This window comes from Qipengyuania flavescens (genome assembly GCF_029688735.1).
GTDB lineage: Bacteria > Pseudomonadota > Alphaproteobacteria > Sphingomonadales > Sphingomonadaceae > Qipengyuania.
Map to the genome: position 1 here is coordinate 832,178 of NZ_JARULD010000001.1, position 23,664 is coordinate 855,841.

At 59.3% G+C, this 23,664-nt stretch carries 29 protein-coding genes and 1 pseudogene; 20 read left to right on the forward strand and 10 right to left on the reverse strand.

The annotated features are described in order from the left end of the window. Positions 1–2: 2 nt before the first annotated feature. On the forward strand, positions 3–788 hold the full coding sequence (locus tag P8R33_RS03995) for a glutathione S-transferase family protein (RefSeq protein WP_278327694.1): 786 nt from the start codon (positions 3–5) through the stop codon (positions 786–788). 22 nt (positions 789–810) lie between these two features. Further along, a complete protein-coding gene (locus P8R33_RS04000; protein WP_278327695.1) occupies positions 811–1,740 on the forward strand; it encodes a glutathione S-transferase family protein in 930 nt (309 codons plus the stop codon). Positions 1,741–1,982: 242 nt separating this feature from the next. On the opposite strand, the gene fixJ is transcribed toward P8R33_RS04000, so the two are convergent. Beyond that, complete coding sequence (fixJ, locus tag P8R33_RS04005) at positions 1,983–2,606, reverse strand: response regulator FixJ (RefSeq protein ID WP_103022816.1); 624 nt, start codon at positions 2,604–2,606, stop codon at positions 1,983–1,985. Further along, the gene (locus P8R33_RS04010; protein ID WP_278327696.1) at positions 2,596–4,146 is read right to left on the reverse strand and encodes a two-component system sensor histidine kinase NtrB; all 1,551 of its coding nucleotides are present in this window, start codon (positions 4,144–4,146) and stop codon (positions 2,596–2,598) included. The genes fixJ and P8R33_RS04010 overlap by 11 nt, the downstream gene beginning before the upstream one ends. 81 nt (positions 4,147–4,227) lie before the next feature. On the opposite strand from P8R33_RS04010, the gene P8R33_RS04015 reads away from it, so the two are divergent. From P8R33_RS04015 to P8R33_RS04035, 5 genes are read left to right on the forward strand one after another with little or no spacing between them, the layout of a single operon-like run. Then, a complete protein-coding gene (locus P8R33_RS04015) occupies positions 4,228–4,917 on the forward strand; it encodes an alternative oxidase (RefSeq protein WP_278327697.1) in 690 nt (229 codons plus the stop codon). Positions 4,918–4,946: 29 nt separating this feature from the next. Beyond that, positions 4,947–5,306: a response regulator gene (locus P8R33_RS04020; protein WP_278327698.1), complete on the forward strand. Its 360-nt coding sequence runs from the start codon at positions 4,947–4,949 to the stop codon at positions 5,304–5,306. Position 5,307: 1 nt separating this feature from the next. Beyond that, positions 5,308–5,652 carry a TehB family protein gene (locus P8R33_RS04025; RefSeq protein ID WP_048884285.1) on the forward strand — a complete coding sequence of 115 codons (345 nt, stop codon included), beginning with the start codon at positions 5,308–5,310 and terminating at the stop codon, positions 5,650–5,652. Continuing rightward, positions 5,639–6,139 (forward strand): group III truncated hemoglobin, encoded by a 501-nt coding sequence (locus P8R33_RS04030; protein ID WP_278327699.1) that lies wholly within the window; start codon positions 5,639–5,641, stop codon positions 6,137–6,139. The genes P8R33_RS04025 and P8R33_RS04030 overlap by 14 nt, the downstream gene beginning before the upstream one ends. Then, positions 6,132–6,608 carry a hypothetical protein gene (locus tag P8R33_RS04035; RefSeq protein ID WP_278327700.1) on the forward strand — a complete coding sequence of 159 codons (477 nt, stop codon included), beginning with the start codon at positions 6,132–6,134 and terminating at the stop codon, positions 6,606–6,608. Before P8R33_RS04030 ends, P8R33_RS04035 begins: the two co-directional genes overlap by 8 nt. A 40-nt stretch (positions 6,609–6,648) precedes the next feature. Here the strand turns inward: P8R33_RS04035 and P8R33_RS04040 are convergent, their stop codons facing one another. Then, positions 6,649–7,131, reverse strand: a complete 483-nt coding sequence (locus tag P8R33_RS04040) for an MgtC/SapB family protein (protein WP_048884282.1) — start codon at positions 7,129–7,131, stop codon at positions 6,649–6,651. A 184-nt stretch (positions 7,132–7,315) separates the two neighbouring features. Beyond that, on the reverse strand, positions 7,316–7,795 hold the full coding sequence (locus P8R33_RS04045) for an Lrp/AsnC family transcriptional regulator (protein ID WP_146029793.1): 480 nt from the start codon (positions 7,793–7,795) through the stop codon (positions 7,316–7,318). Between the two features lie 143 nt (positions 7,796–7,938). Between P8R33_RS04045 and P8R33_RS04050 the strand changes: the two genes are divergently transcribed. From P8R33_RS04050 to P8R33_RS04085, 8 genes and pseudogenes are all read left to right on the forward strand, one after another. Further along, positions 7,939–8,883 (forward strand): DMT family transporter, encoded by a 945-nt coding sequence (locus P8R33_RS04050; protein WP_278327701.1) that lies wholly within the window; start codon positions 7,939–7,941, stop codon positions 8,881–8,883. Positions 8,884–8,897: 14 nt separating this feature from the next. Further along, the gene (locus tag P8R33_RS04055) at positions 8,898–9,299 is read left to right on the forward strand and encodes an META domain-containing protein (protein WP_278327702.1); all 402 of its coding nucleotides are present in this window, start codon (positions 8,898–8,900) and stop codon (positions 9,297–9,299) included. 56 nt (positions 9,300–9,355) lie between these two features. Next, positions 9,356–11,032 (forward strand): mechanosensitive ion channel family protein, encoded by a 1,677-nt coding sequence (locus tag P8R33_RS04060; protein WP_278327703.1) that lies wholly within the window; start codon positions 9,356–9,358, stop codon positions 11,030–11,032. An 85-nt stretch (positions 11,033–11,117) separates the two neighbouring features. Then, on the forward strand, positions 11,118–11,810 hold the full coding sequence (locus P8R33_RS04065) for an META domain-containing protein (protein WP_278327704.1): 693 nt from the start codon (positions 11,118–11,120) through the stop codon (positions 11,808–11,810). 267 nt (positions 11,811–12,077) lie between these two features. After that, a pseudogene (locus P8R33_RS04070) lies at positions 12,078–13,676 on the forward strand (FMN-binding glutamate synthase family protein). Between the two features lie 395 nt (positions 13,677–14,071). Continuing rightward, positions 14,072–14,374 carry a hypothetical protein gene (locus P8R33_RS04075; RefSeq protein WP_278327705.1) on the forward strand — a complete coding sequence of 101 codons (303 nt, stop codon included), beginning with the start codon at positions 14,072–14,074 and terminating at the stop codon, positions 14,372–14,374. A 158-nt stretch (positions 14,375–14,532) separates the two neighbouring features. Beyond that, entirely contained in the window at positions 14,533–14,745 is a 213-nt protein-coding gene (locus P8R33_RS04080; protein WP_347569026.1) for a hypervirulence associated TUDOR domain-containing protein, read from the forward strand. Next, entirely contained in the window at positions 14,745–15,410 is a 666-nt protein-coding gene (locus tag P8R33_RS04085) for a DUF488 domain-containing protein (RefSeq protein ID WP_278327706.1), read from the forward strand. The genes P8R33_RS04080 and P8R33_RS04085 overlap by 1 nt, the downstream gene beginning before the upstream one ends. Here the strand turns inward: P8R33_RS04085 and P8R33_RS04090 are convergent. The 5 genes from P8R33_RS04090 to P8R33_RS04110 are packed head-to-tail and all read right to left on the reverse strand — an operon-like array spanning position 15,365 to position 18,851. Further along, a complete protein-coding gene (locus P8R33_RS04090; protein ID WP_278327707.1) occupies positions 15,365–15,655 on the reverse strand; it encodes a hypothetical protein in 291 nt (96 codons plus the stop codon). The genes P8R33_RS04085 and P8R33_RS04090 overlap by 46 nt on opposite strands. Next, positions 15,652–16,053, reverse strand: a complete 402-nt coding sequence (locus P8R33_RS04095; RefSeq protein WP_278327708.1) for a PRC-barrel domain containing protein — start codon at positions 16,051–16,053, stop codon at positions 15,652–15,654. Before P8R33_RS04095 ends, P8R33_RS04090 begins: the two co-directional genes overlap by 4 nt. Before the next feature lie 59 nt (positions 16,054–16,112). After that, positions 16,113–16,853 (reverse strand): uroporphyrinogen-III synthase, encoded by a 741-nt coding sequence (locus P8R33_RS04100; protein ID WP_278327709.1) that lies wholly within the window; start codon positions 16,851–16,853, stop codon positions 16,113–16,115. After that, positions 16,840–17,811, reverse strand: a complete 972-nt coding sequence (locus P8R33_RS04105) for a DMT family transporter (RefSeq protein ID WP_278327710.1) — start codon at positions 17,809–17,811, stop codon at positions 16,840–16,842. The genes P8R33_RS04100 and P8R33_RS04105 overlap by 14 nt, the downstream gene beginning before the upstream one ends. A 32-nt stretch (positions 17,812–17,843) precedes the next feature. Then, positions 17,844–18,851 (reverse strand): rod shape-determining protein, encoded by a 1,008-nt coding sequence (locus P8R33_RS04110; protein ID WP_278327711.1) that lies wholly within the window; start codon positions 18,849–18,851, stop codon positions 17,844–17,846. A 268-nt stretch (positions 18,852–19,119) separates the two neighbouring features. Here P8R33_RS04110 and rnk point away from each other — a divergent pair, with 268 nt between their 5' ends. Then, the gene (gene rnk / locus P8R33_RS04115; protein ID WP_278327712.1) at positions 19,120–19,542 is read left to right on the forward strand and encodes a nucleoside diphosphate kinase regulator; all 423 of its coding nucleotides are present in this window, start codon (positions 19,120–19,122) and stop codon (positions 19,540–19,542) included. Between the two features lie 100 nt (positions 19,543–19,642). Here the strand turns inward: rnk and P8R33_RS04120 are convergent, their stop codons facing one another. After that, on the reverse strand, positions 19,643–19,804 hold the full coding sequence (locus tag P8R33_RS04120; RefSeq protein WP_278327713.1) for a hypothetical protein: 162 nt from the start codon (positions 19,802–19,804) through the stop codon (positions 19,643–19,645). Positions 19,805–20,417: 613 nt separating this feature from the next. Between P8R33_RS04120 and P8R33_RS04125 the strand changes: the two genes are divergently transcribed. The 4 genes from P8R33_RS04125 (at position 20,418) to P8R33_RS04140 (ending at position 23,611) form a co-directional block, all read left to right on the forward strand. Then, entirely contained in the window at positions 20,418–21,593 is a 1,176-nt protein-coding gene (locus P8R33_RS04125; RefSeq protein WP_278327714.1) for an NnrS family protein, read from the forward strand. Beyond that, on the forward strand, positions 21,590–22,039 hold the full coding sequence (locus tag P8R33_RS04130; RefSeq protein ID WP_278327715.1) for a hypothetical protein: 450 nt from the start codon (positions 21,590–21,592) through the stop codon (positions 22,037–22,039). The genes P8R33_RS04125 and P8R33_RS04130 overlap by 4 nt, the downstream gene beginning before the upstream one ends. Positions 22,040–22,062: 23 nt before the next feature. After that, entirely contained in the window at positions 22,063–22,788 is a 726-nt protein-coding gene (locus tag P8R33_RS04135; RefSeq protein ID WP_278327716.1) for a Crp/Fnr family transcriptional regulator, read from the forward strand. Positions 22,789–22,921: 133 nt separating this feature from the next. Next, a complete protein-coding gene (locus P8R33_RS04140) occupies positions 22,922–23,611 on the forward strand; it encodes a Crp/Fnr family transcriptional regulator (protein WP_278327717.1) in 690 nt (229 codons plus the stop codon). Positions 23,612–23,664: the final 53 nt, after the last annotated feature.

Below are 23,664 nucleotides of genomic sequence, written 5' to 3' on the forward strand. Positions count from 1 at the left end.
CCATGATCCTGCTCTACGAACACCCGCTTTCGCCCTATGCGCAAAAAGTGAAAATCGCGCTCGACGAGAAGGGCATCGGCTACAAAACGCGCGTGCCCGACGGAATCGGCGTGGGCGGCGCACAGGGCGAGTTCGCTGCCGCCAGCCCGCGACTGGAAGTCCCGGCCTTAATCGACGGCGAAACCACGCTGTTCGATTCGACAATCATTTTGGAGTATATCGAGGACAAGTGGCCCGATCCTGCACTGCTGCCCATCGACCCGGCAGAGCGCGCGCGGCAGCGCCTGATCGAAGACATGCTCGATACGCATTTCGAAGCCGTTATCTGGGGCCTTGGCGAGCTGCACTGGTTCAAGCGTGGCAAAGGCGACCTTGCGGGAAAGATGGAGCGCGCGGCGAAGGAGCAAATCGCGGCCTACCACCGCTGGCTCGAACAGCAGCTCGGCGATGCCGAGTGGTTCGCCGGTGACCGGTTCGGCTGGGGCGATCTCAGCACCGCACCTTACATCAATGGCGCCGCCGGTTTCGGTTATGAACCGCCGCAAGGCTCGCGGCTCTCCGACTGGCTCGGGCGGGCGAACGAGCGCGCCTCCGTCGCCTGGGCCAATGCGGCAGCGGTTGCGGCCTTGAGCGGCATGGAAAATATCGCGGGTGCGGTCGATGCAGGTATGTTCAGACGCGAGTATCGCGACCACCGCCTCGAATGGATCGTCAAATCTGGCGGGCTGGCCATCGTCGAAGCGGGCCTGCAAAAGAACAATATCCGTTTTACCCCGCCACCCGCCTGATCATTTCCCACAGGGAGAGCCCATGCCGCGTTCAGACGACATCATCCTGCACCACTACGATGCATCGCCTTTCTCGAACAAGGTCCGCATGCTCCTGGGCCTGAAGGGCCTGGCCTGGCAATCGGTCGTGACGCCCAACATGATGCCCAAGCCCGATCTCGTTTCGCTCACCGGCGGCTATCGCCGCGCGCCGGTCATGCAGATCGGGGCCGACATCTACTGCGACAGCCAGGTCATCATGGCCGAAATCGAGCGTCGCCATGCAGAGCCGAACGCCGACTTCGGCGCGAGCTGGCCGATCAATTTGTGGTCGGACCGTATGTGGTTCCAGCATTCCGTGGCGATCATTTTTGGCACGCTTGGCGACAAGGTCGATCCCGCCTTCGTGGAAGACCGCGAGAAGCTTTCCGGTCGGCCTTTCGACGTGAATGCCATGGCAGCCGCTTTGGGCCATTCGAAAACCCAATGGCGTGCACAAGCCGCGTGGATCGAACAGGCGCTTGCAGCGGACGGGCGGGAATTCCTGTTCGGTTCCGAACCGAGCATCGGCGACCTCGCCGCGCATATGAACATCTGGTTCGTATCGTCCGTATTCTCCAAGGTCGCAGAGGAGCTTCTGGACGGGTTCGACCGTGTGCACCGCTGGCGCGCAAGTCTCGAAGATTCCGGTCAGGGCACGCGACGCGAACTCGATCCGGCCGACGCACTGGCAATCGCCGCAGAATCCGAACCGGGCTCCCGGTGGCAGGCGACAGGCTGTGCGCAGTCGAAGGGCCTATCGGCTGGCGACCCGGTCATCGTATCCGCCGACGACTACGGTCGCGACCCGATCCGCGGAGATCTCCTCGCTGTAACCGACAGCCGCATCGTCATCCGCCGCTCCGATGATGCGCACGGTCAGCTCAACATCCATTTTCCACGAACCGGCTTCGTCCTCGCCCGGGCGAACTGAGTGCACCCCGTCATCCGCTGATTGGGAAATGGCGGAGACGGAGGGAGCGAAAGTGATAGAAGCAATCAATCACTTATCCGTACATTGAGGTGCCAGCCACTACCTCAGCCATAACTTCGCGCGTGGTCTGCGATGGTCTATTGCGGACTGACGAACAACGGCTGGAGGTTTTTACGACAGCTATGGGGCCGGTTACGGACCGTCCGCTTTCATCTGAAATCCGGTGAAAGCAGACGAACCAGCTAGCCCAGCCGGGCAATCGTCACCATGCGCACGAGATCGGAGAGGGTCTTCGCCTGCATCTTCATCATCGCATTCGCGCGGTAGACTTCAACAGTTCGGGGGCTGATGTCGAGATCGAAGGCGATCACCTTGTTGGCTTTCCCGTCCACAAGGCCATCGACCACCTGGCGCTCCCGCGCGGAGAGCAGAGCGAGACGGTCGAGCACTTCGCGACGTTCGTTTTGTTTCTGCTCATCGTCGGTGCTCTCGTTCAGCGCCTTACGGATTGCCGCTAGTATGGCCTCGTCGTCGAACGGCTTCTCGATAAAGTCCGCAGCGCCTGCCTTCATCGCCTGGATCGCCAACGGCACGTCGGCGTGACCGGTAATGACGATCACCGGCACAGTATCATCGCGCTCCTTCAGCTTACCGGCCAGTTCGACACCGTTCGTGCCGGGCATGCGCACGTCGGTCACCACGCAGGCGCCGGAAAGCGGAGGTGCGGATTTCAGGAAAGCATCGGCCGAGGCGAACGAGCGAACTCGGATTTCGGCGACGTCGAGAAGAAACTCCAGCGAGTGCCGTGCGCTCTCGTCGTCGTCGATTACGTAGACGATCGGATCACTCGCACCTCTACTCGCCATCGTATAGTTCCTCGCTTGCGACACGCTGGACCGTAAAGCCGAACTCCGCCCCGCTGCCGGGAGCTGGCCGGACCCAAATACGCCCGCCATGCGCCTCGACGATCGTGCGCGAAATCGACAGTCCGACGCCCATACCCGTGCGCTTGGTGGAGATGAAGGGTTGAAAAAGCCGGTCGGCGACTTCGGGATCGATGCCGGGACCGGTGTCGGTCACCGATACCTGTGCCATGTCCTCGTCGTCGACTTGTTCGATCACAATCGTCAGATTACGTTTCGAAAACTCTGATTCCGCCATCGCATCGACAGCATTTCGCACGAGGTTGAGCACGACCTGCTGGATCTGAACCTTGTCGACCAGCACCAGATCGATTGCAGGGCTGAACTCATACTGCACCCGGATGCCATGCTCCTTGGCACCCACGAGCGCGAGAGCGCTGGCCTCCTCGACGAGCTTCGGCAGGCTCTCGATCGTGCGTTCGGTTTCGCCGCGGGCTACGAAATCCCGCAGCCGGCGGATGATGTCGCCCGCCCTGAGCGCTTCCGCGGCGGCCCGCTCAACGGCTTCCGCTACGCGCTTGTGCTGGACCTCCTCTCGCATGAGCAGCAACCGGCTACCCTTAAGGTAATTAGCGATCGCCGAGAGCGGCTGGTTGATCTCGTGCGCGAGCGCAGACGCCATTTCACCCAAAGCGGTAAGCCGCGAGACGTGCACCAGCTCGCTTTGTAATTCCTGCAATCTTGCCTCGGCCTGCTGGCGCTCGGTCAGGTCCCGGATGAACCCGGTGAAGAAGCGCTGCCCTTCCGCCTGCATCTCGCCCACCGCGAGTTCGAGCGGGAAGGTCGAACCGTCCTTGCGCTCGCCGACGACCACGCGACCCTTGCCAATGATCCTCCTCTCGCCGGTGCGATAGTAGCGCTCGAGATAGCCGTCATGCGCGCTGCGGTAGGGATCGGGCATCAACACCTTGACGTTCTCTCCGGCCACCTCTGCCGCATGCCATCCGAACATCCGTTCGGCCGCAGGACTGAAATCGCGGATCAATCCGGATTTGTCGATGACGATCATCGCATCTGGCACGGTGTCGAGGATCGATTGCAGATGGGCTTCACGCCGCGCGAGAGCGACGGCGGCGGTTTCAGTTTCGATCCGCGCGCGTTGAAACCATTCGCCGCCGATGGCCACGGCCAAGCCGATAAGCACGAAGGCTGCGGCGGCAATCAGGCTTCCGCCCTCGATCGGTCCGCTCAGCGCGTCGCACCATAGACCCGCGGCTGCGCCGACCACAGCCGCAAGACTTCCGGCTCGAATCCCGGAAAGTGCGCTCGCGACGACCACGCCGGGAACGAAGAAAATGAACGTCGCGCGTTGACCGAGTTCGTCGGCTGCCAGCAGGCGGACCGCCACGCCCGCCGCTATAGCGAGCAGTGCCAGTAACAGCGCGGTCGAAAACGACAGACGCGGCAGGAAGCGGCTGACAAAACTGGTGCGCCCTACCTCCGGTAAGGCCCTTAGGGTGCTTGGCGTAGGGTGATCATCCAAATTTCGCGGTCCCGTGCATCGGCATAGAAGGAGGTCATCGGCGGCGCTCCAACAACATTTGCCGCAAGCGGAGAAGTTTCAATGACTGCACCCTTCATCGATCTCGGTGTCCACCACAACCCCCGCGGAATGTCGGACCGGATTGCCTTCGGTTTCACCAAGGCGCTGCGCTGGTGTGCCGATACTTTCTTTGCCGAGCGTTACGGCCACCGTGCCGTCGTGCTCGAGACGGTGGCGGCCGTGCCGGGTATGGTTGGGGCAACGATTAACCATCTCGCCTGTCTGCGCCGCATGTGCGACGACAAGGGCTGGATCAAGACGCTCATGGACGAAGCCGAAAACGAGCGCATGCACCTGATGACCTTCATCGAGGTCTCGCAGCCCACCTGGTTCGAGCGCGCGGTGATCATCGGCGTGCAATGGGTGTTCTACCTGTTCTTCTTCGCGCTCTACCTGATCAGCTCGAAGACCGCGCACCGTGTCGTGGGCTATTTCGAGGAAGAAGCCGTCATCAGCTACACGCATTATCTCGCCGAGATTGACGAGGGTCGCAGTCCGAACGTGCCCGCACCGGAGATCGCCAAGCGCTACTGGGATCTTCCTGAGGATGCGACGCTGCGCGACGTAGTGCTGGTGGTGCGCGCCGACGAGGCCCATCATCGCGACGTCAATCACGGCTTCGCCAATGAGCTTGCGGGTCTGCCAGTCGGTCAGGTCGCCGAATGCCCGCCGCACGTGACGCTTGAACCCAACTGGAAGAAGGCCGCCTGATCCAGGCTGCTCAGCGAGGAGGACGGAAGATGGTCGATCAAGCCAAGATCCTGTTGCTGGTCGAAGATATCTCCGTCCTTTCCGCGCTGCGTTTCTCGCTCTCGGTCGAAGGGTTCGAAATCGCCGAGGGGATTGCGAAGGAGGGCGACCTTTCCACGGCGGCCGCACTGGTCATCGACGAATGCTACGCCGGAAACGGTCTTGTCGCTCTCGATGGGTTGATGAGACAGGGCTGCTGCGCGCCCGCAATAATCCTTGCGACCAATCCTACTGTCAAGCTGCGAGCCCGTGTCGCCGCCGCAAACGCCGAGCTGATCGAAAAGCCGCTTCTGGGTGACGAGCTGAGCAGTGCGATCCGCGCCATCTTCGAAACACGAAAGGCGGCCTGACGTGACCACCGATCTTCCCGACGGCATCAAGCCATACAAGCGTACGGCAACTTTCAGCGAAGACACCGTGCCGGCAGGTCTGCTGGCTGAGCATTCCACCAAGGACGGCGTCTGGGGTCTCATCCGAATCGAGGAAGGCAAGTTGCGATACGTCGTCACCGATCCGCGCCGCGCCTCGACCGAAGTGCTGCTCACGCCCGAATGCGAACCCGGCGTAGTCGAACCGACAATCCTTCACCGTGTCGAGCCGGTCGGAGCGGTGCGGTTTCATGTGCAGTTCCTGCGCGTTGCAGACGCAACACCTTTCGCCGACAAAGACGAGGGAGGCGCTCATGACCAGCGCTAACATCCGTTCGCATCCGGGCGATCCCAACACCCGTTCCTTCGCGCAGCAAAAACGCGCTGAAAAGCGCGCAGCGGCCGAGGAAATCGGGATTGACGCGGCGTTTATCGATCGCCTGGTCGAAGCATTCTACGCTAAAATCCGTGAGGATGACCTTCTCGGCCCGATCTTCGCCGAACGCATTGCGGATTGGTCGCCGCACCTAGCCAGAATGAAGGGTTTCTGGCGCTCGGTGCTCCACAATAGCGGCGAGTTCTCGGGCAATCCCATGCTCAAGCACCTTGCTATTCCGGGCCTCGAACTCCGGCATTTCTCGCGTTGGCTCGACCTCTTCTACGAAACGCTTCAGGAAGCAGAAGGGAATCCTGCCGCGACCGATCTCGTCGGCGCACGGGCGAGGATGATCGCCGACAGCTTGCTGACTGCCATAGAAATGCGCCGAAACGGACTTGCCGGAGGGCGCGCAGGAAAGGACCTACCCCATGCCTGATACCGTTCTTCGCACGCAATCCGCGGCGCCACTGCCGGAGTCTCTCGATGCACTGCCCGATGTGCTGGTTCCGATTCCCGCGCTCGAGGCCAACGACAACGAAGCGCCGAGGCAAGCACAGCAGCCCGAATCCCGAATGTTCGAACTGCCCGCATCGGTATGGCGGGCGATGATTGCCTGCTACGCGATCTTCCTGATTGCCCTGCTTGGTGCGACCGGCGGCGCTCACGCCGCGTTCGCGATCGCAATCTCGGCGATCTACGTCACCATGTTCTTCGGAACCGCCCGTGTGATGCTACGGCAAGCATCGTCGCAACCGCGCAGCGTTCTCGATCGTCCGGGCACTGTCCTGCAAACTGCCTACGGACCGCTGGCGCGCAAGGAAGTTTATGGCCAGGTGCTCATAGTTCCGGCAGCCGTCGCCTTTTTCGGGATAGGTATCAGCGTCATTAGTGCGGTCGTAATGTAGGAATATCAGCCGACGTATCGCAAAAAACCACTGCCTGCTGTTACTTCTCCTTGCGAACTTCGTCGCTGCCATCCTCCTGTTCAAGATGACCGAAATGCTTCAGTGGCGCCATGATCCACAGCGTCGCGACGGTTATGACAGAAAGCATGATCGCAACATCAAGGCTGCCAAGACCAACTGCCGCGCCGATAGCACCGGTAATCCAGAGGCTGGCGGCCGTGGCGGTGCCCTTGACCGAATCCTTGAGGCGCAGAATGGCCCCGCCACCGATAAACCCCATGCCGGTTATCAGACCTTCGACAATGCGGGCCATCGCCTCCGGAGTATCTGCAGTCATCGATTCCGCTGCCTGGATAAACCCGCAACTGGCAACAGCGACGAGCGGGAAGGTCCGAAGCCCCGCACTCCTTTCCGATTTTTCCCTGTTCCAGCCGATCGGGAACGCCAGAAGATAGGCCAGGCCAATCGCGACCAGGTGAGGCATGATGTCGAAATGGTCAGGCCCCAGAAACTGTTCAAACATCCCAAACTCCGCAGCATTTTAGGAACTTAATCAAAATCAGCGAGGAGGTTCCGCGCCACGATCATACGCAAGGAAATATGTTCTAAGCCCCAGGGCGTGCCTCTCGGGATCCGGGGCCAACGGAACATGGTTGAACTGGCGGTGCCATTCATTTCGGAGCCTGCACTTGTCTCAGACGCGAGGATCAGGTCGCTCCTAGAGGAACCCCCACCCATCCTTTTATCCGGCGCATTACGGCCACGGTTCTTACGGTCTCGATCTTTAGTTCTCCATCGGCCAACTCGTCTGCCAGATTGGTCCAGAACTCCATGTCCGGAACCAGGAAACGAACCAGAAAATCGTAGCTCCCGCTCACCTGATAAGCCTCGATTGCTTCGGGGATGTCGGCAAGCGCCTGTTCGATCCTTCGCGTGCTTGCAGGATCGTGTGCCGAAGCAACAATCTCTGCGAACACGGTAAGATTAGGACCCAGCTTGGCTGCATCGACCTGGGCCTTGTAGCCCGTGATGACCTCTTCTTTCTCCAGCCTGCGCAGGCGCGCGAGACAAGCACTCGGTGAAAGAGCCACCGCCTCGGAAAGACGCTGATTGGAAATCCGGCCATCGCGCTGAAGGATATCGAGGATTTTGCGGTCGATTCGGTCAAGCGAGGGTTTCTGCGGCACGCTCGCCTCCTTTCCGCAGATTCTATTGTGCAGGGCGAAAACTTCGAAGGGAAATACGGTTTTCCAGCCTCTATATTTGCAGTCGACGCGCCGCAAGATCCGCGGCGCTCGTTCTTTTGGCAATAGCGAGACAGGAAGTCGGCATGCAGCGATTGCACATCCCCCGTCGTATTGTTCCCGAGCTCGCTCTGCTTGCTGCATCGGTGCTTTGGGGCGCGAGCTTTCTCGCGACCAAGATCGGCATGGAATCTACAGGGCCGCTCGGCTTTGTCGCCCTACGCTATCTGATGGCAACCGTTGCCTTCGCGCTGGTCCTGCCGCGTGCGACCCGCGGAATTGGTGCCACCGAAATGGTTGCCGGTATCGTCGTCGCTGCCACTGCGAGCATCGCATATGGCGCACAGGCCTATGCGCTGCAAACCACGGACACTGGGCGCGTAGCATTTCTTTCCGCACTCTACGTGCCACTTGTTCCTGTGCTTCAGCTGCTGTTTTTTCGCCAACGCGGAGCTGCCGGGATCTGGATCGGAGTTGTCCTTGCCTGTCTCGGTGTAGCCATCATGTCGGGCCTGTCGCCAGCCGACATCACCCTTAGCTACGGCGATACACTTTCGATCGTTGGCGCCGTTGCAATCGCGGTAGAGGTCGTCATCCTTGGATATTACGTGCGCCGGGCCGATCCTCTGCGGATCGCGTTCGTGATGATGGTCACCACCACGCTGCTGTGTGCTGCCTTCGCGCTCGCCACAGGGGAGCCAATGCCGGTTGCTTCGCCGACACTGTTCTGGGTGGTCGTGGGCTATGGTATCGCTACCGCCTACATCCAGTTCGCGATGAGCTGGGCCCAGGCCCAGGTCGATTCCTCGCGTGCCGCAATTATCTACGCGCTCGAACCAGTCTTCGGTGGGTTGTTTGGCTATGCGGCGGGCGAAATCTTCGGCCTGTCCGACGTGGTCGGTGCGCTCGTTATCCTGGCCGGCGTGATCATCGCTTCATTGCCGCGGCTGGTGGACAGGCTTCTTATGCGCAGACCGGTCAGGACGCCTGTTCGATTGGCCGATCGGCCCATGACGGAAACCTCGCCATGATCTCGTCTGTGAGAATGGTCGGCATCACAGCGATGTTTTATATCTCGGGGTGCGCGGGCGTCCCGAGGTCAACGGAGCCGCTCGTCGGAGCCTGGATCGTCGAAGACATCGCCGGGCGCGGGATCATCGATTATTCGCGTATCGAACTGGTCCTGGAGCATGACGAGCAGTTTTCTGGCTCGACAGGATGCAATCTCCTTCTCGGCCGATACCGCGTCGATGGCTCGGCCATGACGATCGACGTCGCAATGACGACGCGTAAAGTCTGTCCTGAAGCGCTGATGTATCAGGAACGGGTCTTCCTAGGAGCCATTGAGTCGATCGATAGCTACCGCTTCGACCCGACCGGTGCCCTCGTGTTGCAGGACGGCAACCAGCCATGGGTTTTGGCGCAATCCCACAAGAGACGACCATGAAATCCAACCCAATTTGTTCGATCTTGCGGCGTTTCCTTGTTCACGCAGTCGCGGTCATGGCTCTTCTTGTCGGGGCGACAGTTGCGCAAGCCCAGCTTCCGACGCCTGAGCCTTCCGAAACAGCGCAAACCGAAGCTCCCGTAGACACATTCGAAAGGCAAACTCCGCGCTCCAGCGTAACAGCGCTGCTGAATGCGCTTGCCGCCGAGGACTACGAACGGGCCGCGCGCTATTTCGCCGGCACTCCCGATCCGGCCACGCTGCCCCTAGACAATGAAGGCTCGCAAGCGACCAACGCGTCGGAAGGACTGGCACAAGGTGCAGATCTCGCTCGAAAATTGAAACTCGCGCTCGACAGCGGGGGGATGCTTCGACCCTTTGCCGTGCTTTCTAACGCTCCCGATGGCGACTTGGAGGACGGACTCGATCCCCTCCTGGAGCAAGTCGGCACGTTCCAGCTCGAAGGTTCCGAGCAGCCCATTATCCTGCAGCGCGTCGCCGTAGGGGAACGGGACTTACTGCAATGGCGAATTTCGCCGGAAACAGTGTCGGCTCTCGAAGATTGGACGCCTTCGCCTGAGGTCGCGGAACAAAACGAGGAAAAGGCGATCGAAGTCGCCGGCGCGCCAGTCCTCGACTGGCTTTTGTTGATCGGCGTAGCGGTCGCGCTTTTCGCAGCGCTACGCCTGCTCGCTGCTGCAATTATCTCGGTCCTGCGGCGACTCATTCCCGAACACAGCAGCAGCACCGTCTTTCGTTTGATCCACGCCGCTCTCCCACCGCTCGCGCTCTACGTGGCGACAATCGCCTTCTTCTATGTTGCAGGCACCATGGAGGCCTCGATCATCGCTCGCCAGCAGCTGCTGCGCGGCGCAGGTATCGCGGCCTGGCTTTCCCTTGGCTGGTTTTTGTTCAGGCTGATCGATGCTGTCGCGCGGATGGCGAGCGAACGGATGAACCGCGCGGAGCGGCGCCAGGCCGCATCGGTCATCACGCTGCTGCGGCGGATCGCCAAGCTCACATTGCTCATCATGATCTTCATCGGCGTGCTCGACACGTTCGGTGTCGACGTAACCACCGGTATCGCTGCTCTCGGCATCGGCGGGCTCGCTTTGGCGCTCGGCGCGCAGAAAACGATCGAGAACCTGGTCGGGTCTGTAACGATCATCGGAGATCATCCGGTGCAGGTAGGCGACGCTGCCCAGATCGGCGATACGTTCGGCACGGTCGAGGATGTCGGCATGCGCTCGACCCGTGTGCGCACGATCAACCGGACGCTGGTAACGATCCCCAACGGATTTCTTGCCGGCGAGAAGATCGAGAATTTTTCCGCTCGCGACCAGTTCCTCTTCAAGCACGTGATCGGAGTCAGCTACGACACGGATGCCGAGAAGATGAGCGAGGTTCTGGCCGCGTTCCGGACAATCCTGGCGGAAAACGATCATGTCCTCGAAGAAGATGCTCGCGCACGCTTCATAGGTTTCGGCGAAAGCGCACTCAACATCGAGATCTTCGCATATTTTCGGACTGCATCGTTCGCGGAATCACTCGAGATGCAGGAGGATCTGCTTCTCGCGCTGATGCGAAAACTGAAAGAACTCGACGTGGAAATCGCGTTCCCTACTCGCACGCTTCACATCGACGCTTACGGCTCGGCCAACGGCCGCTCGGCGCCGATCTCAACCGCCCGCCCAAATCAGGAGGGTAACAAGGAGAATGACGGTGAAATGTAATTTGCTGTTAGCATCGGCTGCCCTCGCCATGAGCCTGAGTGCCTGTGCCACCATTCAGCCCGCTGCAGAAAGCAGTGAGGTCGTTATGGTAGAAAGAATTACCGGCACACTGTCCTATCGCGAGCGCATCGCGCTGCCCCCGGGCGCACAGGTGGAAGTCGTTGTCTCCGACATCACCCTCGGTCGCAACCAGGAGCTCATCCTCGCGCGCACGATGAACACGATCGGACAGGCCTCGCCGCCGATCCCGATTTCGATTGACGTATCGAAGCTGAATTTGAGCGACGGCCCGCTCTACGGCCTGCGCGCCTTCATCCGCGAGCCCGATGGTACAATCCTGTTCCGCACCAGCGAACCTTTCCTGCTCAATCTTCGTAATGACACCGTCGATATCGGCGACATAAGGGTATCGATGACATCGCCAGGCGATCCCGGCCTTGCCGGTATTCCTGACCTGCAGGACGGCGAATGGCGTGTAACCCAGATCGGCGGCGATGTCGTGGCGCAGATCTCCGCTCCTACGATGACCTTCACGGCCGATGGTCGCTTGTATGGTTCCACCAGCTGCAACCGCTTCAGCAGTTCATATGGCCTCGATGACAACTTGCTCGAGGTTGGCAATGTCGCTGCGACGAAGCGCGCCTGTGAAGCCGGATTGATGCAGCAAGAGCGCCGTTTCCTCGATGCCCTTTCTCTGATCGAGAACGCATCGCTGGAAGCTGGGGGTTTTCTCGTCCTCTCCGGCAATGGCCAGCGCCTTGTCGCAGTCCTCAACTAAGGATTATCCGATGTTGAACAAATTCCGAAGTCGCGCCACTTGAAATTACCATGTCGAAATCGCACTACCTTTTCATGACACGGGTCGATCATGGTCTCGGGGTGATGGTTCCGGCAGGCAGCAGCACCGCGCGCCTGTATCCCTAGAGCGCTTCGGGCGTTCTAGGGATGTGCGCCACGCTGCAACTTCCAGCATCGATGTTTTCCAAGCCCAAGGCGATAACGAGCCCGAGGCATGCTCGCTTCATTTGCGAGACCGGAGCCAACAGTGTTCTTCTCCCGCTTTACCGTGCTCGGCCTCTGTCTGGCTGGCCTCCTGTTTGCTCTCACGAGGCTTAGCGACGCATGGGCATTGCCAGTTCTCGCAATTTTCTCGTGTCTATGTCTCTTGGGCGTCATCGACCTTATCCAAACGCGGCATGCGGTGCGCCGGAACTATCCGATCATCGGACGCCTGCGATGGGCTTTCGAGAAGATAAGACCAGAAATTCGCCAGTATCTAATTGAAGGCGATGACGATCAGACGCCCTTCTCGAGGGCGCAGCGCTCCTTGGTCTATGCTCGCGCGAAGGACGAGGTTAGCGACCGTCCGTTCGGAACGCTCTCTGACGTTTACAAGAACGGCTACGAATTCATTTCGCATTCCACAAAGCCCAAGCCGTTGGCAGATCCCGACAGCTTCAGAGTGCCGATCGGGGGAAGCGACGCGCGCGATCCCTACATGGCCTCGATCTTCAACATCTCCGCGATGAGCTTCGGCTCCCTGAGCGCCAACGCTATCCGGGCGTTAAACGAGGGAGCCAAACTCGGCGATTTTGCGCATGACACTGGCGAGGGAGGGATCAGCCCCTACCACCGTGAGAATGGCGGCGACCTTATCTGGGAAATTGGCAGCGGCTATTTCGGTTGTCGAACCGAAAAGGGACGCTTTGACCCGGTGCGCTTCGCTGACAATGCTGCCGACCCGCAGGTCAAGATGATCGAACTGAAGCTGAGCCAGGGTGCCAAGCCCGGTCACGGCGGCATCCTTCCCGGCGAGAAAGTCAGCCCTGAGATCGCTGCTACACGCGGTATTCCGGTAGGCGTCGATTGCATTTCCCCTGCCGAGCACTCGGCATTCTCGACACCGCTTGAGATGATGCAGTTTCTCGCTCAGCTCCGAACCTTATCGAAAGGCAAGCCAGTCGGTTTCAAGCTGTGCGTCGGACACCCATGGGAGTTCATGGGAATGGTCAAGGCGATGCGCGAAACGGGGATCTTTCCCGACTTCATCGTCGTCGATGGCGCAGAAGGCGGAACCGGCGCGGCCCCGGTCGAGTTCGCCGACAACCTCGGCATGCCGATGCGCGAGAGCCTCCTGTTCGTTCATAATACGCTCGTAGGTGCCGGGGTTCGTGACCGGATAAAAATCGGTGCGGCCGGCAAGATCGTCAGTGCGTTCGACATCGCCGCGGTCCTAGGGCTGGGTGCCGACTGAACCAATGCGGGGCGCGGCTTCATGTTCGCGCTCGGATGCATCCAGTCTCTTTCCTGCCATACGAACCGCTGTCCGGTCGGCGTTGCCACGCAGGACCCCTTGCGCCAGCGGGCCCTGGTCGTGCCTGACAAGGCAGAGCGGGTCCGGCGCTTTCATCGCAATACGTTGCGAGCGCTCGCGGAAATGACTGCTGCTGCCGGTCTCTCGCACCCATCCGAGCTTGGACCGCACCATCTGGTAAGACGTGTCTCTCTGACCGAAATCCGCCTCTTCTCCCAGCTTCATATTTTTCTCGAAGACGGCGAGCTGCTGTCAGGAACGCATGACCGGGATTTCTACAGCGCCGCCTGGAAACTCGCACGCGCCGACCGGTTCGAGCTGGCAGCGTGAAACTGATCTTCCATATCCTGACGGCTGTTCTTGCAGTCCTTCTTCACTCGCAGGGTGCCACACCGGATCGAGGTGGCACCGCGCGGGATTCGACCGCATGGAACATATCGCAAGCTACCGCCTGTTACGATACCGGTCCTGGGCGTGGTGCCGAACTCTCGGCAGATACCGAACTGGGCGCTTCGGCCGATGGACCCGCCGGACCGTGCGGAGTGCTGGCCTTGGTTCGTCAGGCGCACGCATGGGAACGCAATGAGGAGGTCCGGCAATCCTACCACCGGATGGCCGACGCACCTGCGGAATGGTCGCTTCCCCCTCCGACCGGCCCTCCATTTTCCTGACACTCTGGACCTTTTTAGCGGACTTTCGTCCGCATCCAACAGTCAGGACATTCAATGGAAACCGAAATGCAACGCGGTGCGATCCGCGACGAACGGCGTGCATACGCCAAGGCCTTGTTGGCCCGATACCCCGACCTGCCGATTGATCAGCTCGACGATCTTCTGCGATGGTTCCGCAAGGAGGCAAGCGCGCTCGATGTCGGATTGATTTCGATGGATGACGAGGTGTCGCAGCAATATGCATTGTTGAAGCGCGACGAACTCGATCGGTTCGCGATGCCCGATATCGTATTCATGCTGCTGTTCTGGTCGGCGACGTGCGCCATCATCGGCGGTAGCGGTTATCTGGGTAGTTGATATGTGGAAGGGCCCGAAGCGAGAATCCCTTCGTTCCGGGCTCATACCCCGTCGCCAGATCCTGCCAGCTAACAAGCCATTGCAGCCCCTTGCGAAACGTTCCTGTCTACGCCCCGTTTGATAGGAAGAACGACATCGTCCCAACGCAGGAGCGCATCATGGCGAAATACGCAGTCGGAGATCATGTCAGCTGGAATTCCGAGGCAGGAAGAGTCAGCGGAACAATCTCCAAGATTCACGAATCGGATTTCGACTACAAGGGCCATACGCGGCGTGCCTCGAAGGACGAGCCTCAATACGAAATCGAAAGCGACAAGACCGATCATGTTGCAGCCCACAAGGAAGATGCGCTGACAAAGCTGAAAAACTGATGCCAACCGTTTTCACGATCGGCCATTCCAATCGGGATGCGGACACTGTCATTGCCATGCTGAAAACAGCAGGAGTGGACATGCTGGCCGATGTTCGGGCTTTCCCCCGCTCCCGCGCCAATCCCGCATTCAACATCGATTCCTTCCCCGATCTGCTCGATGAGCACGACATCGCCTACGGACACTTCGATAAACTCGGCGGCAGAAGGAAACGACAAGATGATGTGGATCCGGCGCTGAACGGATACTGGCGCGTCCAGAGCTTCCATAACTACGCCGACTATGCGTTGAGCGGCGACTTCCAGTCGGCGATCAAGGACCTCGTTAACCTAGCGGATAATTGTCGCGTGGCGTTGATGTGTTCCGAGGCGGTCTGGTGGCGATGCCATAGGCGTATCATCGCCGATCATCTCATGGCTCGCGGTCATGAAGTTATCCATTTGATGGCTCCCGATCGTCAGGAACGAGCAAAGTTGACGAATGGAGCCGTTGTCAGCGGATCAACCGGAGTCGTCTATCCAAGCTCGGAATACCGTGAGGAGCCGAACGAGCATATCCCATTATGCCGATACGAAAGGCTCGCGATCCGCGAGAACGAACTTCGTGCCCGTCACGCGGATCAGTCTACCCGCTCGAGCAGCTCCTCCGACGAGACGATCTGGTAAAGATCTCTGTCGATCTGTCGGACAGGCTCATCATCGGAAGTTCGCCAACCGATGGCGCCCACACGGCGACGCTCGCCGCGCTCAGATCTCGAAATGGCGATGTGGCGATACTGGATGACTTCGACCGGCCTGTCCGCATTGCCGCGGCAGGACATATTGGACATTGTTTCTTCAATTACATCGGCTTCGGCGGGCGTTGAAGCAGTCGGAAGCTGACTTGCCGGCTTGCCTCGCTCGATCGTCACAGAATCTGCGCATCCGGAAGCGAACCGATATCTTCCATCGTCATCTCCGACGAAAGATCGGTGTCATTGCCACGGGTCGTCACGGTCAGACCGTCAATCGGTATCGCGACGTAACGATCAGGATCGCTGTCCTCGACTTCTATAAGAAGTTCGGTCGCATTGCCGTCGGCATCTTTCGTCACGGCTTCCACGTCACCCAATTCGGTTCCGTCGGCGGCCAGGATTTCAGCATCGAGCAACTGGCGTTCGGTCAGACCGAGTGCCACCGGGGTGTCGCCGGACTCCTGCGCGCTCTGTTCGGCTTGTTCTTCAATACGGTCTTCGACCTGGTCTTCCTGATCATTGCAGGCGGAGAGGAGGAGAGCGGATCCGAGAAGCAGGGGGGCGAACTTGTTCATGTTGATCTCCTTTATTATCTGTCCGTCACGCTAACGGATGCGGCTGCTCCTGTGTTCCGTTAAGGGTTCGCGATGAGCGCCAGCATCGAGGCTTCGTCGGGCCGTGCGGCGACACGAATATCCATTCCTTGCTTCCCCTCGAAAGGAGCCGCGGCTGCATCGGAGATGCAATAGACGATGCCTCTGAAAGGCCGGGATGTCCGTTCCAGGCAGCGCTTCACCATATGGCCAGCACGCGGCGAGTGGATCAGAATTCCGTTTATCTCGTGCGGTGCTGGAAGGGATGCCAATAGCTTCGCGGCAGCGATATCGCAGGTCTCATACACCGGCCTTCGCATCGCGAGATAACCCTTGCGGCGAAGGTTGCCGGTCAGGTCTCCAGCCGGCCGGTGGGCGGAGAAATGCAGAAGCCGTCTCCCTCGCGGAAGGGACTGAACGATCAGGCGCTCCAGATCGAGCACGTCCCCAGCCGCCGAGACAACATGGGTATATCCAGCGTGGGCGGCACTCTTCGCTGTTCTGTCGCCCACTGCAAACACTGGAATATCGAGAAGTGCCGGGCAGATAGAATGATGGCGAACGCCATTTACTGACGTGAACACGATCGCATCGGGCTGCTCGTCCAAAGCTTTCTCAGGGAGACCTTCCACTCGCAGAACGGGCAGAGCCAGCGCATCGAACCCTAACTGCCGCAGGGCACCCGCAGTCTTTTCGTTATCCGGCGACGTGCGTGTGACCCAGATCCTCGGCCCGAACGCGGGATCCTTCGTGTGTGTCGGGGAACGGTCAGTCACTTTCATTTCGTCGTTCGATATTGTCTGTCTTCGAAGAAACGACAGCCCCCGCCAGAGGCTTGCTTCCCCGGCCAGCGAGAAGAATGCCGCCAACTATCAGCGCCATTCCGATCGCATGAAAGCCTCGCAGATGTTCGCCTAGAAAGATAATCGCAAGCCCCGCGCCCATAACTGGCATGACGTTCATATACATCCCGGCTCCTGCAGACCCGATGAGTTCTACGCCCCTGTTGAAGAAGAGGTAGGCAAGGATGGAAGGAAAAACCGAAACATATCCGATCGCCAGCAGGCTTTCCTCCTGCAAAACGATATAGCGCCCCGAATTGAGCTCCAGCGCATAGAACGGCGCGATCACGATTATGCCGACGATCAAGGTCACTGCAAACAGGCTTAGGGGATGGATCGCAGGGCGGCGCCTGAGCATTACCGCATAGACCGCCCACAAACACACGGCGAGGCCGATGATGAGGTCGCCTTCGTTGAAATTCAGGGTGCCGAGAACACCAAAGTTCCCGCGAGCGATGATCCAGAGCACACCAGCCAGCGCGATGGCGGCACCGACGATCTGGCGCAGTGCCGTGCTGTCGCCCATGAAAATCGCGCCAAGAAACAGAATTAGGGCGGGTTGGCCCGACTGCAGCAACATGGCGTTGAGCGCTGTGGTCTGTTGCAATCCGCTGTAGAGCAGGGTGTTGAAGGCGCCGATGCCGAGTGCGCCAAGCACCAGCAGCATCCTCCAGTTCCTGCGGATGATGGGAGCATTCCGCCGCAAGTGGCGCCATGCAAATGGCAGGATGATGACCAGGGCAATCGTCCATCTCCAGAACGCCAAGGCGACGGGAGGGACCAGCTCACGCGCCGCGCGCGCAACGATTGCATTACCGGCCCAAAACAGGGCGGTGAACGTGAGGAGCACGTAAGCGCGCGACCACAGGCTTGCAAAGAAGCGGGACTTGTTTTGCATGTTCGACCCGGACGAAACGCTGCCGTCGAGAGTTAGGCAGCGCGCTCCTCCATCAACCGCATCAGGCCGCGCGAAACGCAACCGGAGGGATCGTTGGCGATGGTCACGGGAATACCGCATTCCGCGGTAATCGCCTCAGCCAGGAATCTGGCGCAGATCCCACCGCCCGTGGCGACAACGCGCTCGCTCAACAGGTCGGCGGCAAGATCGGGAGATATTTCGCCGACCACAAGCCTGGCGGCATCTGCAAAACGACCGAAGTGTCGCTGCAGCACGGGGTGAAACTCGGAAACCGGCAAGGTCAACGTTCCTGGAAGACCATTGTGCAGTGATCGACCTCTGATTTCCACTTCCGCGTCCTCGGCACCTTCTGCCGCGAGATGCTTCTTCAGCGTCTCGGCGGTGATTTTGCCTATGAGGAAGTGATGCCGGAGATGAAGATGTTCAGTAATCGCCTCGTCGAGGCCGAGACCGCCCAAACGCACGGAGCGCGAACGACATTGTCCGTCGATCGAGAAGACCGCAACCTCGGTCGTTCCGGCGCCGCATTCGACGACCATGGACGCGCGGGCTTCGCGGACGGGCAGGTTTGCCCCAATAGCCGCTGCAAAAGGCTCGCGCACCAGTTCGATCCTTCCGAAGCCGGCATCGTCCGCGGCAGCGAGCAATGCATTCGCCTCTGCCTTCGTGGCGTCCGCCGGAATACCGATCATGGCTGGGGGGCGTCCTCTACGCTTCCTGCCAACCACCGACGAGAGACCATGAGCAAGCAGTGCGGAAGCTGCGTCCATATCCTGCAAAACACCGCGGGCAAGGGGACGGCGGACCACATGGGTTCCGGGAACCCGATCAACCATCGCCAGGACGTCCCGGCCAGCTGCAATCAGTTTCATCTGACCGGCCGTCTTCTCGTAATAGCACAGGGATGGTTCGTCGAAGACCACGCCTTCGCCTCGCACCATGATACGCATGTTGGCAGTGCCGAGATCGATGGCGAGATCTGGGCCGCGCCTGAATCCGAAAGAAGGAAAGTTCATCATTTCCTTTAGATAGGCCTTCCGGACTCGAAAGTCTCGAAATAGTCGACGAGGCGATTGGTCTTTTGCCATTTGACTAAACCGAAGATCGCGCCCACATGTGGCTCATGGTCTTTTCGCAACACATCGACCGACATTTCGCGCACGCAGGTCAGCTGCCCGCACGGGCGCACGCCTCGTCTCGACGGCCGTGATCCGGTCCGGGACGAGGCTCCCGGACGATCTACAGCCCAGCCGCGATCCTCTTGCGGCTCTCCAGCGAGTTACGAAAATGACCACTTCCCAAAACGGCGAAAAGCCGATCATTCATGTTATCGATACCGAAGCGGACGCGCTCTACGAACTGGCGATGTCCATCGAGGAGCGCAGTCCGGATGTAGCTGGAAAACTGTGCGAGGAACTGGATCGCGCTAATGTCGTGGCAGCCGAAGACCTACCTCATGACGTTGTGACCATGCAATCCGAGGTCGAATTCGTCGACGAGCGATCGGGTGACCGGCGCAAGGTTCAACTGGTATGGCCGCGCGATGCGAACCTGGACCAGAACCGTCTCTCCGTGCTGACCCTCGTGGGCGCCGGTCTCATTGGAATGCAAGCCGGTTCTGCGATCAACTGGCCCGATCGTTCTGGCAAGGAACGCTGCCTGCGGATCGTCGACGTGCGACAGCCGGAAAGGACGGACCGGGCAGCCTAGCATTGCGGGATATTCGTGTTGTTCCCGGGGCTTCCGTTATGAGAAGATCTCGATATGACCGGGAACCTCGAACCTGCTCTGGCGGCCGGATGAGGTGGATCTATGCTCCGCTGATCCAGATCGCAATCAGCGATACTCGACCAAGCACGATCAATGACAAAACCACCGTAGTAATCACTTTGGGACCGGCATTCCCCAGACTGCGCACACCCACGCCTAGGCCCAGTGCAGCCATGGATACCACCGTCAGCAGCGTTGCCACGAAGCTTAAGGGGGCGAGCGCAAATTGGGGTAGGAGACCAAAGGATCTGGCCGCATCGCCGAACGCCTGTCGGAGTATTCACCGTTGTCGGCGGACGGTGCAAAAAGAGGGGCGACGGTCAAGCACAAGGACCGCATCGCGGTGTTGAGGCATCATATCGATGATCTAGCGAAAGTCACCGACTTGGTAGAAGGGGATATTTTACTGGCATCCGCGCTCGTCACGTCATCACTGGTCCCGATGCAATTCAATGCGCCTTGGTCCAGACCTTCGATGTCTTAACATCATTTGCGGACCTCTCGCCCTTCGTGGCTTCTCGACACTGATGATAATAGTGGCTGGCCATCACGCGATTTGCCCACTCTCTAGTGCCCCCCAGTATTGTCGGTTGCGCGTGTCATCCCGCGCTTTCCCATCACCTGAACCGTCCTAGCAATCGATGCATTCTAGGAGCGAAGGTGGAAGCGATCGCGAGCAATTCGGTTCGACGTTTTAGCGAAGCTTGAGGTAAATCAAGTTGTCCGGCCGGGTGTAGTGCTATCGGTGACCTAATCGAACAAGGTCGCCTCGTATGCCGACAAATTCTGAAAGACTGGAGCTGCGCCGCAGACGAATGGCGAAAAGCCCGCCGATCCTGCGCGGCGGCTTCAGACCATTCTTCCTCGGTGCCGCAGCTTGGGCCATATCCGCCCTAGCGGCATGGCTGACCGTGCTTTTTGGTTTCGTGTCGTTCGACCTGCTCGACAATCCACTCGCATGGCACCGCCATGAAATGCTGTTCGGCTTTGTCGGTGCAGCGATCGCAGGATTTGTGCTGACAGCAGTTCCGAACTGGACGGGGCGGTTGCCCATTGCAGGTGGTCCCTTAGCCGCCCTTTTCGCAGTGTGGCTCTCCGGGAGACTTCTTCCGTTCGTATCGCCCGACAATAATCCCATGCTCATTCTCGTCGATGGAGGCTTCTATCTCCTTCTGGCATTCCTCCTCGCACGCGAGATAATCCAGAGCAGAAACCGCAATCTGCCTGTCGTCGCGATCGTGCTCCTCTTTGGAGCTGCCGGTATCCTAGACCGGCTTGAAATGGCAGGTTCGTTAGATTCGTCGCTGGGATGGCGAGCCGGACTCAGTCTCGTCGTCTTGTTAATCGCGATCATCGGAGGACGAATTATTCCGAGCTTTACGCGGAACTGGCTCAGCTCCATCGGCGCTTGTGAACGATTGCCCACGCAGCCTCGCACCTTGGACAAAGTGATAATCGCCCTGACCGCCGCCGCACTGCTGGCGTGGCTAAGCGCACCGTTCAGCTTGTTGAGCGCGGTGCTCCTATCGAGCGCTTCCGTTGCCCACTTTCTTCGCCTGTCGAAATGGCAGGGCTGGCGGTGCAGCGCCAATGCTCTGGTGTGGATTCTGCATCTGGCATACCTCTGGCTCCCGGTGGGGCTCTTGCTTCTTGCCGGTGCCCAAGTCGAGATCGTTCCGGAGACAGCGGGTATCCACGCCTTTTCGACAGGCGCGATGGCAACGATGATACTCGCAGTCATGAGCAGAGCCAGCCTCGGCCATACCGACCGGGCGCACTTTGCCAGTCGGGAGATTGTCGCCTCGTATATTCTCATCACGATTGCGGCTGTCTTGCGGGTTCAGGCAGCTCTCTCCATCGGCGACGGACAGGCGGCGCTGGCGGTTGCTGGAGCAGCTTGGCTCGGAGCATTCGGCCTCTTTCTTTTCCGATACGGACCGATCCTGTGTGCGCCGCGATCCGATGAGAACACGAAGGAAGGTCAGGCATGACAAACCGTTCAGCCCTGAGAACCCTAGGGCTTGCTGTCGCTGTTCTTGCGACGCTTTTCTCTCTGTCGTTCATCGCGACGCCAGTAAAATTCCTGGCAGCCGACGTGCCGATGTCTCATTTACTCGCGGTGGGGCGAGAGACCTTCCGGGCGTCCGTCGCGATCGAGAGCGTTCTGCTGTTTGCCCTTTTCGTCTCGGCACGAGGAACATCGCGCAGTTTGATAATCGTAGCAATCGCGACAGTGGCTCTGCAGTGGATCGTAATCATGCCGGAATTGGACGACCGCACGATGGCGCAGATCGCAGGTGCGGCGGTCGGACCAACATCGCTGCACAATTGGTGGATCGGGCTCGATGTCATGCGCCTGGCGATCTATGCCTTCGTCGTCCACACGTGCTCGCGCCATCTTCGTAAAACTGTCCGGACGAACGGGTTGGAAAGCTAAGCATGCAGGGCTAAACGGTGGCCATGCAGGCCGAAGATCCAACAAATGAAATCAATTTCTGTCAGGCTTGCTCCGTCCGAAACCGCGCGATCTGCGCCGACCTGGACGATCATGAAATAGAGTTGTTGAACAAGATCGGGCGCAGAAGACGTCTGGCGCCTGGAGAAACCCTTTTATGGGAAGGCGACGAAGCCGTCTTTGTCGCCAACGTGGTTTCTGGTGTGCTGAAGCTCTCCACCCAGAAAAGTGATGGCCGGGAACAGATCCTCGGGCTCGCCTATCCATCCGATTTCCTCGGTCGTCCCTTTGGCGAGGTTTCTCCCTACAGCGTAGAAGCTCTGAGCGAATCAACCGTCTGCGTTTTTCAGCGATCGGATTTCGAGCGCTTTGCGGAGGAGCATGGGCGGCTGGAGCACAAGTTACTTGAACGAACGCTCGGGGAACTGGACAGAACCCGACGCTGGATGCTGCTTCTAGGGCGGATGAACGCAGAGGAAAGGCTCGCCACCCTGCTTCTCGAAATCGCCTCACGAACAGTCTTGGCGACCTGTGAGAATACGGGCTGGAAAGTGCCTGACGAGTTCGAGCTTCCAATGTCACGCCAGCAGATCGCGGATATTCTCGGCCTCACCATAGAAACAGTCAGCCGCCAGTTTACGAAGTTCCGTGAGGAAGGCGTCATTGAAATGCGAGGCCGCCGGGATGTCACCATTCGTAAGCGTGACGCTCTCGAGATGCTGGCTGCATAATCGCGCCTTATGCGCTGTCGCCAAACGCGATGGGTCACGTTTAGAAATATTCTAGCCGTTTGATCTACCTCAAAGACTTGATGGAAGTTCAACTGCAAATGTCGATCCGGAACCTCTTGCGGAGCTTCGGGCCTTGTCCGACAACGATCTTCAGCGCCTTTTCGCTGCCTTACTCCATTTGGACCTGCCAAAGTCCATGACATCACGCCTTTGCGCGTTGGGCGGCGACGTAGACATCAAATGCGGGGCAGCTGCGGAGCTCGACGGGTCCGCTGCCAGATTTATTGCCTTCGTTGCAGAGGGTGTTGCGAAGTTTGTCGGACATCTTGGTAATGATCGAGAACAGGTCGTTGCTTTCTTGCTGGCGAACGATCTCACAGTGTTTCCGCGGTCGGACGCCGTGCCATATTCGCTACACGGCATCACCGACTGTCGCGTGCTTACTTTTCCGGCAGACGCCTTCATTCGCACCATCGCGGCAGATCCCGATTTAGCGAAGGCGGTTTGCGAACACATGTTCGTCGCATTCGATCAATCCCGAGACATGTCGGTGCTCCTTGGCCGCAAGACCGCGCAGGAACGTGTTGCGACTTTCCTAACCTCGATGGCCGAACGCATCGGGAAACAAAATGATGACGGAGTATCGCTTAGTCTTCCGGTATCTCGACGCGAAATCGCTGACAGCTTGGGGCTGACCATCGAAACAGTCAGTCGGCAATTCACCGAGCTGCGGGAACTTGGCATCATAGATACCAACGGCAGATCCGAAGTTACGATATTAGACCGGCTTCGAATTCGGGAGGCGGCTGCGCTTCCTTGTTGAAAAGCAAAACTTTTCGAATTTTGATCCAAGTCAATGCGGTGGTGCGGCCAGCC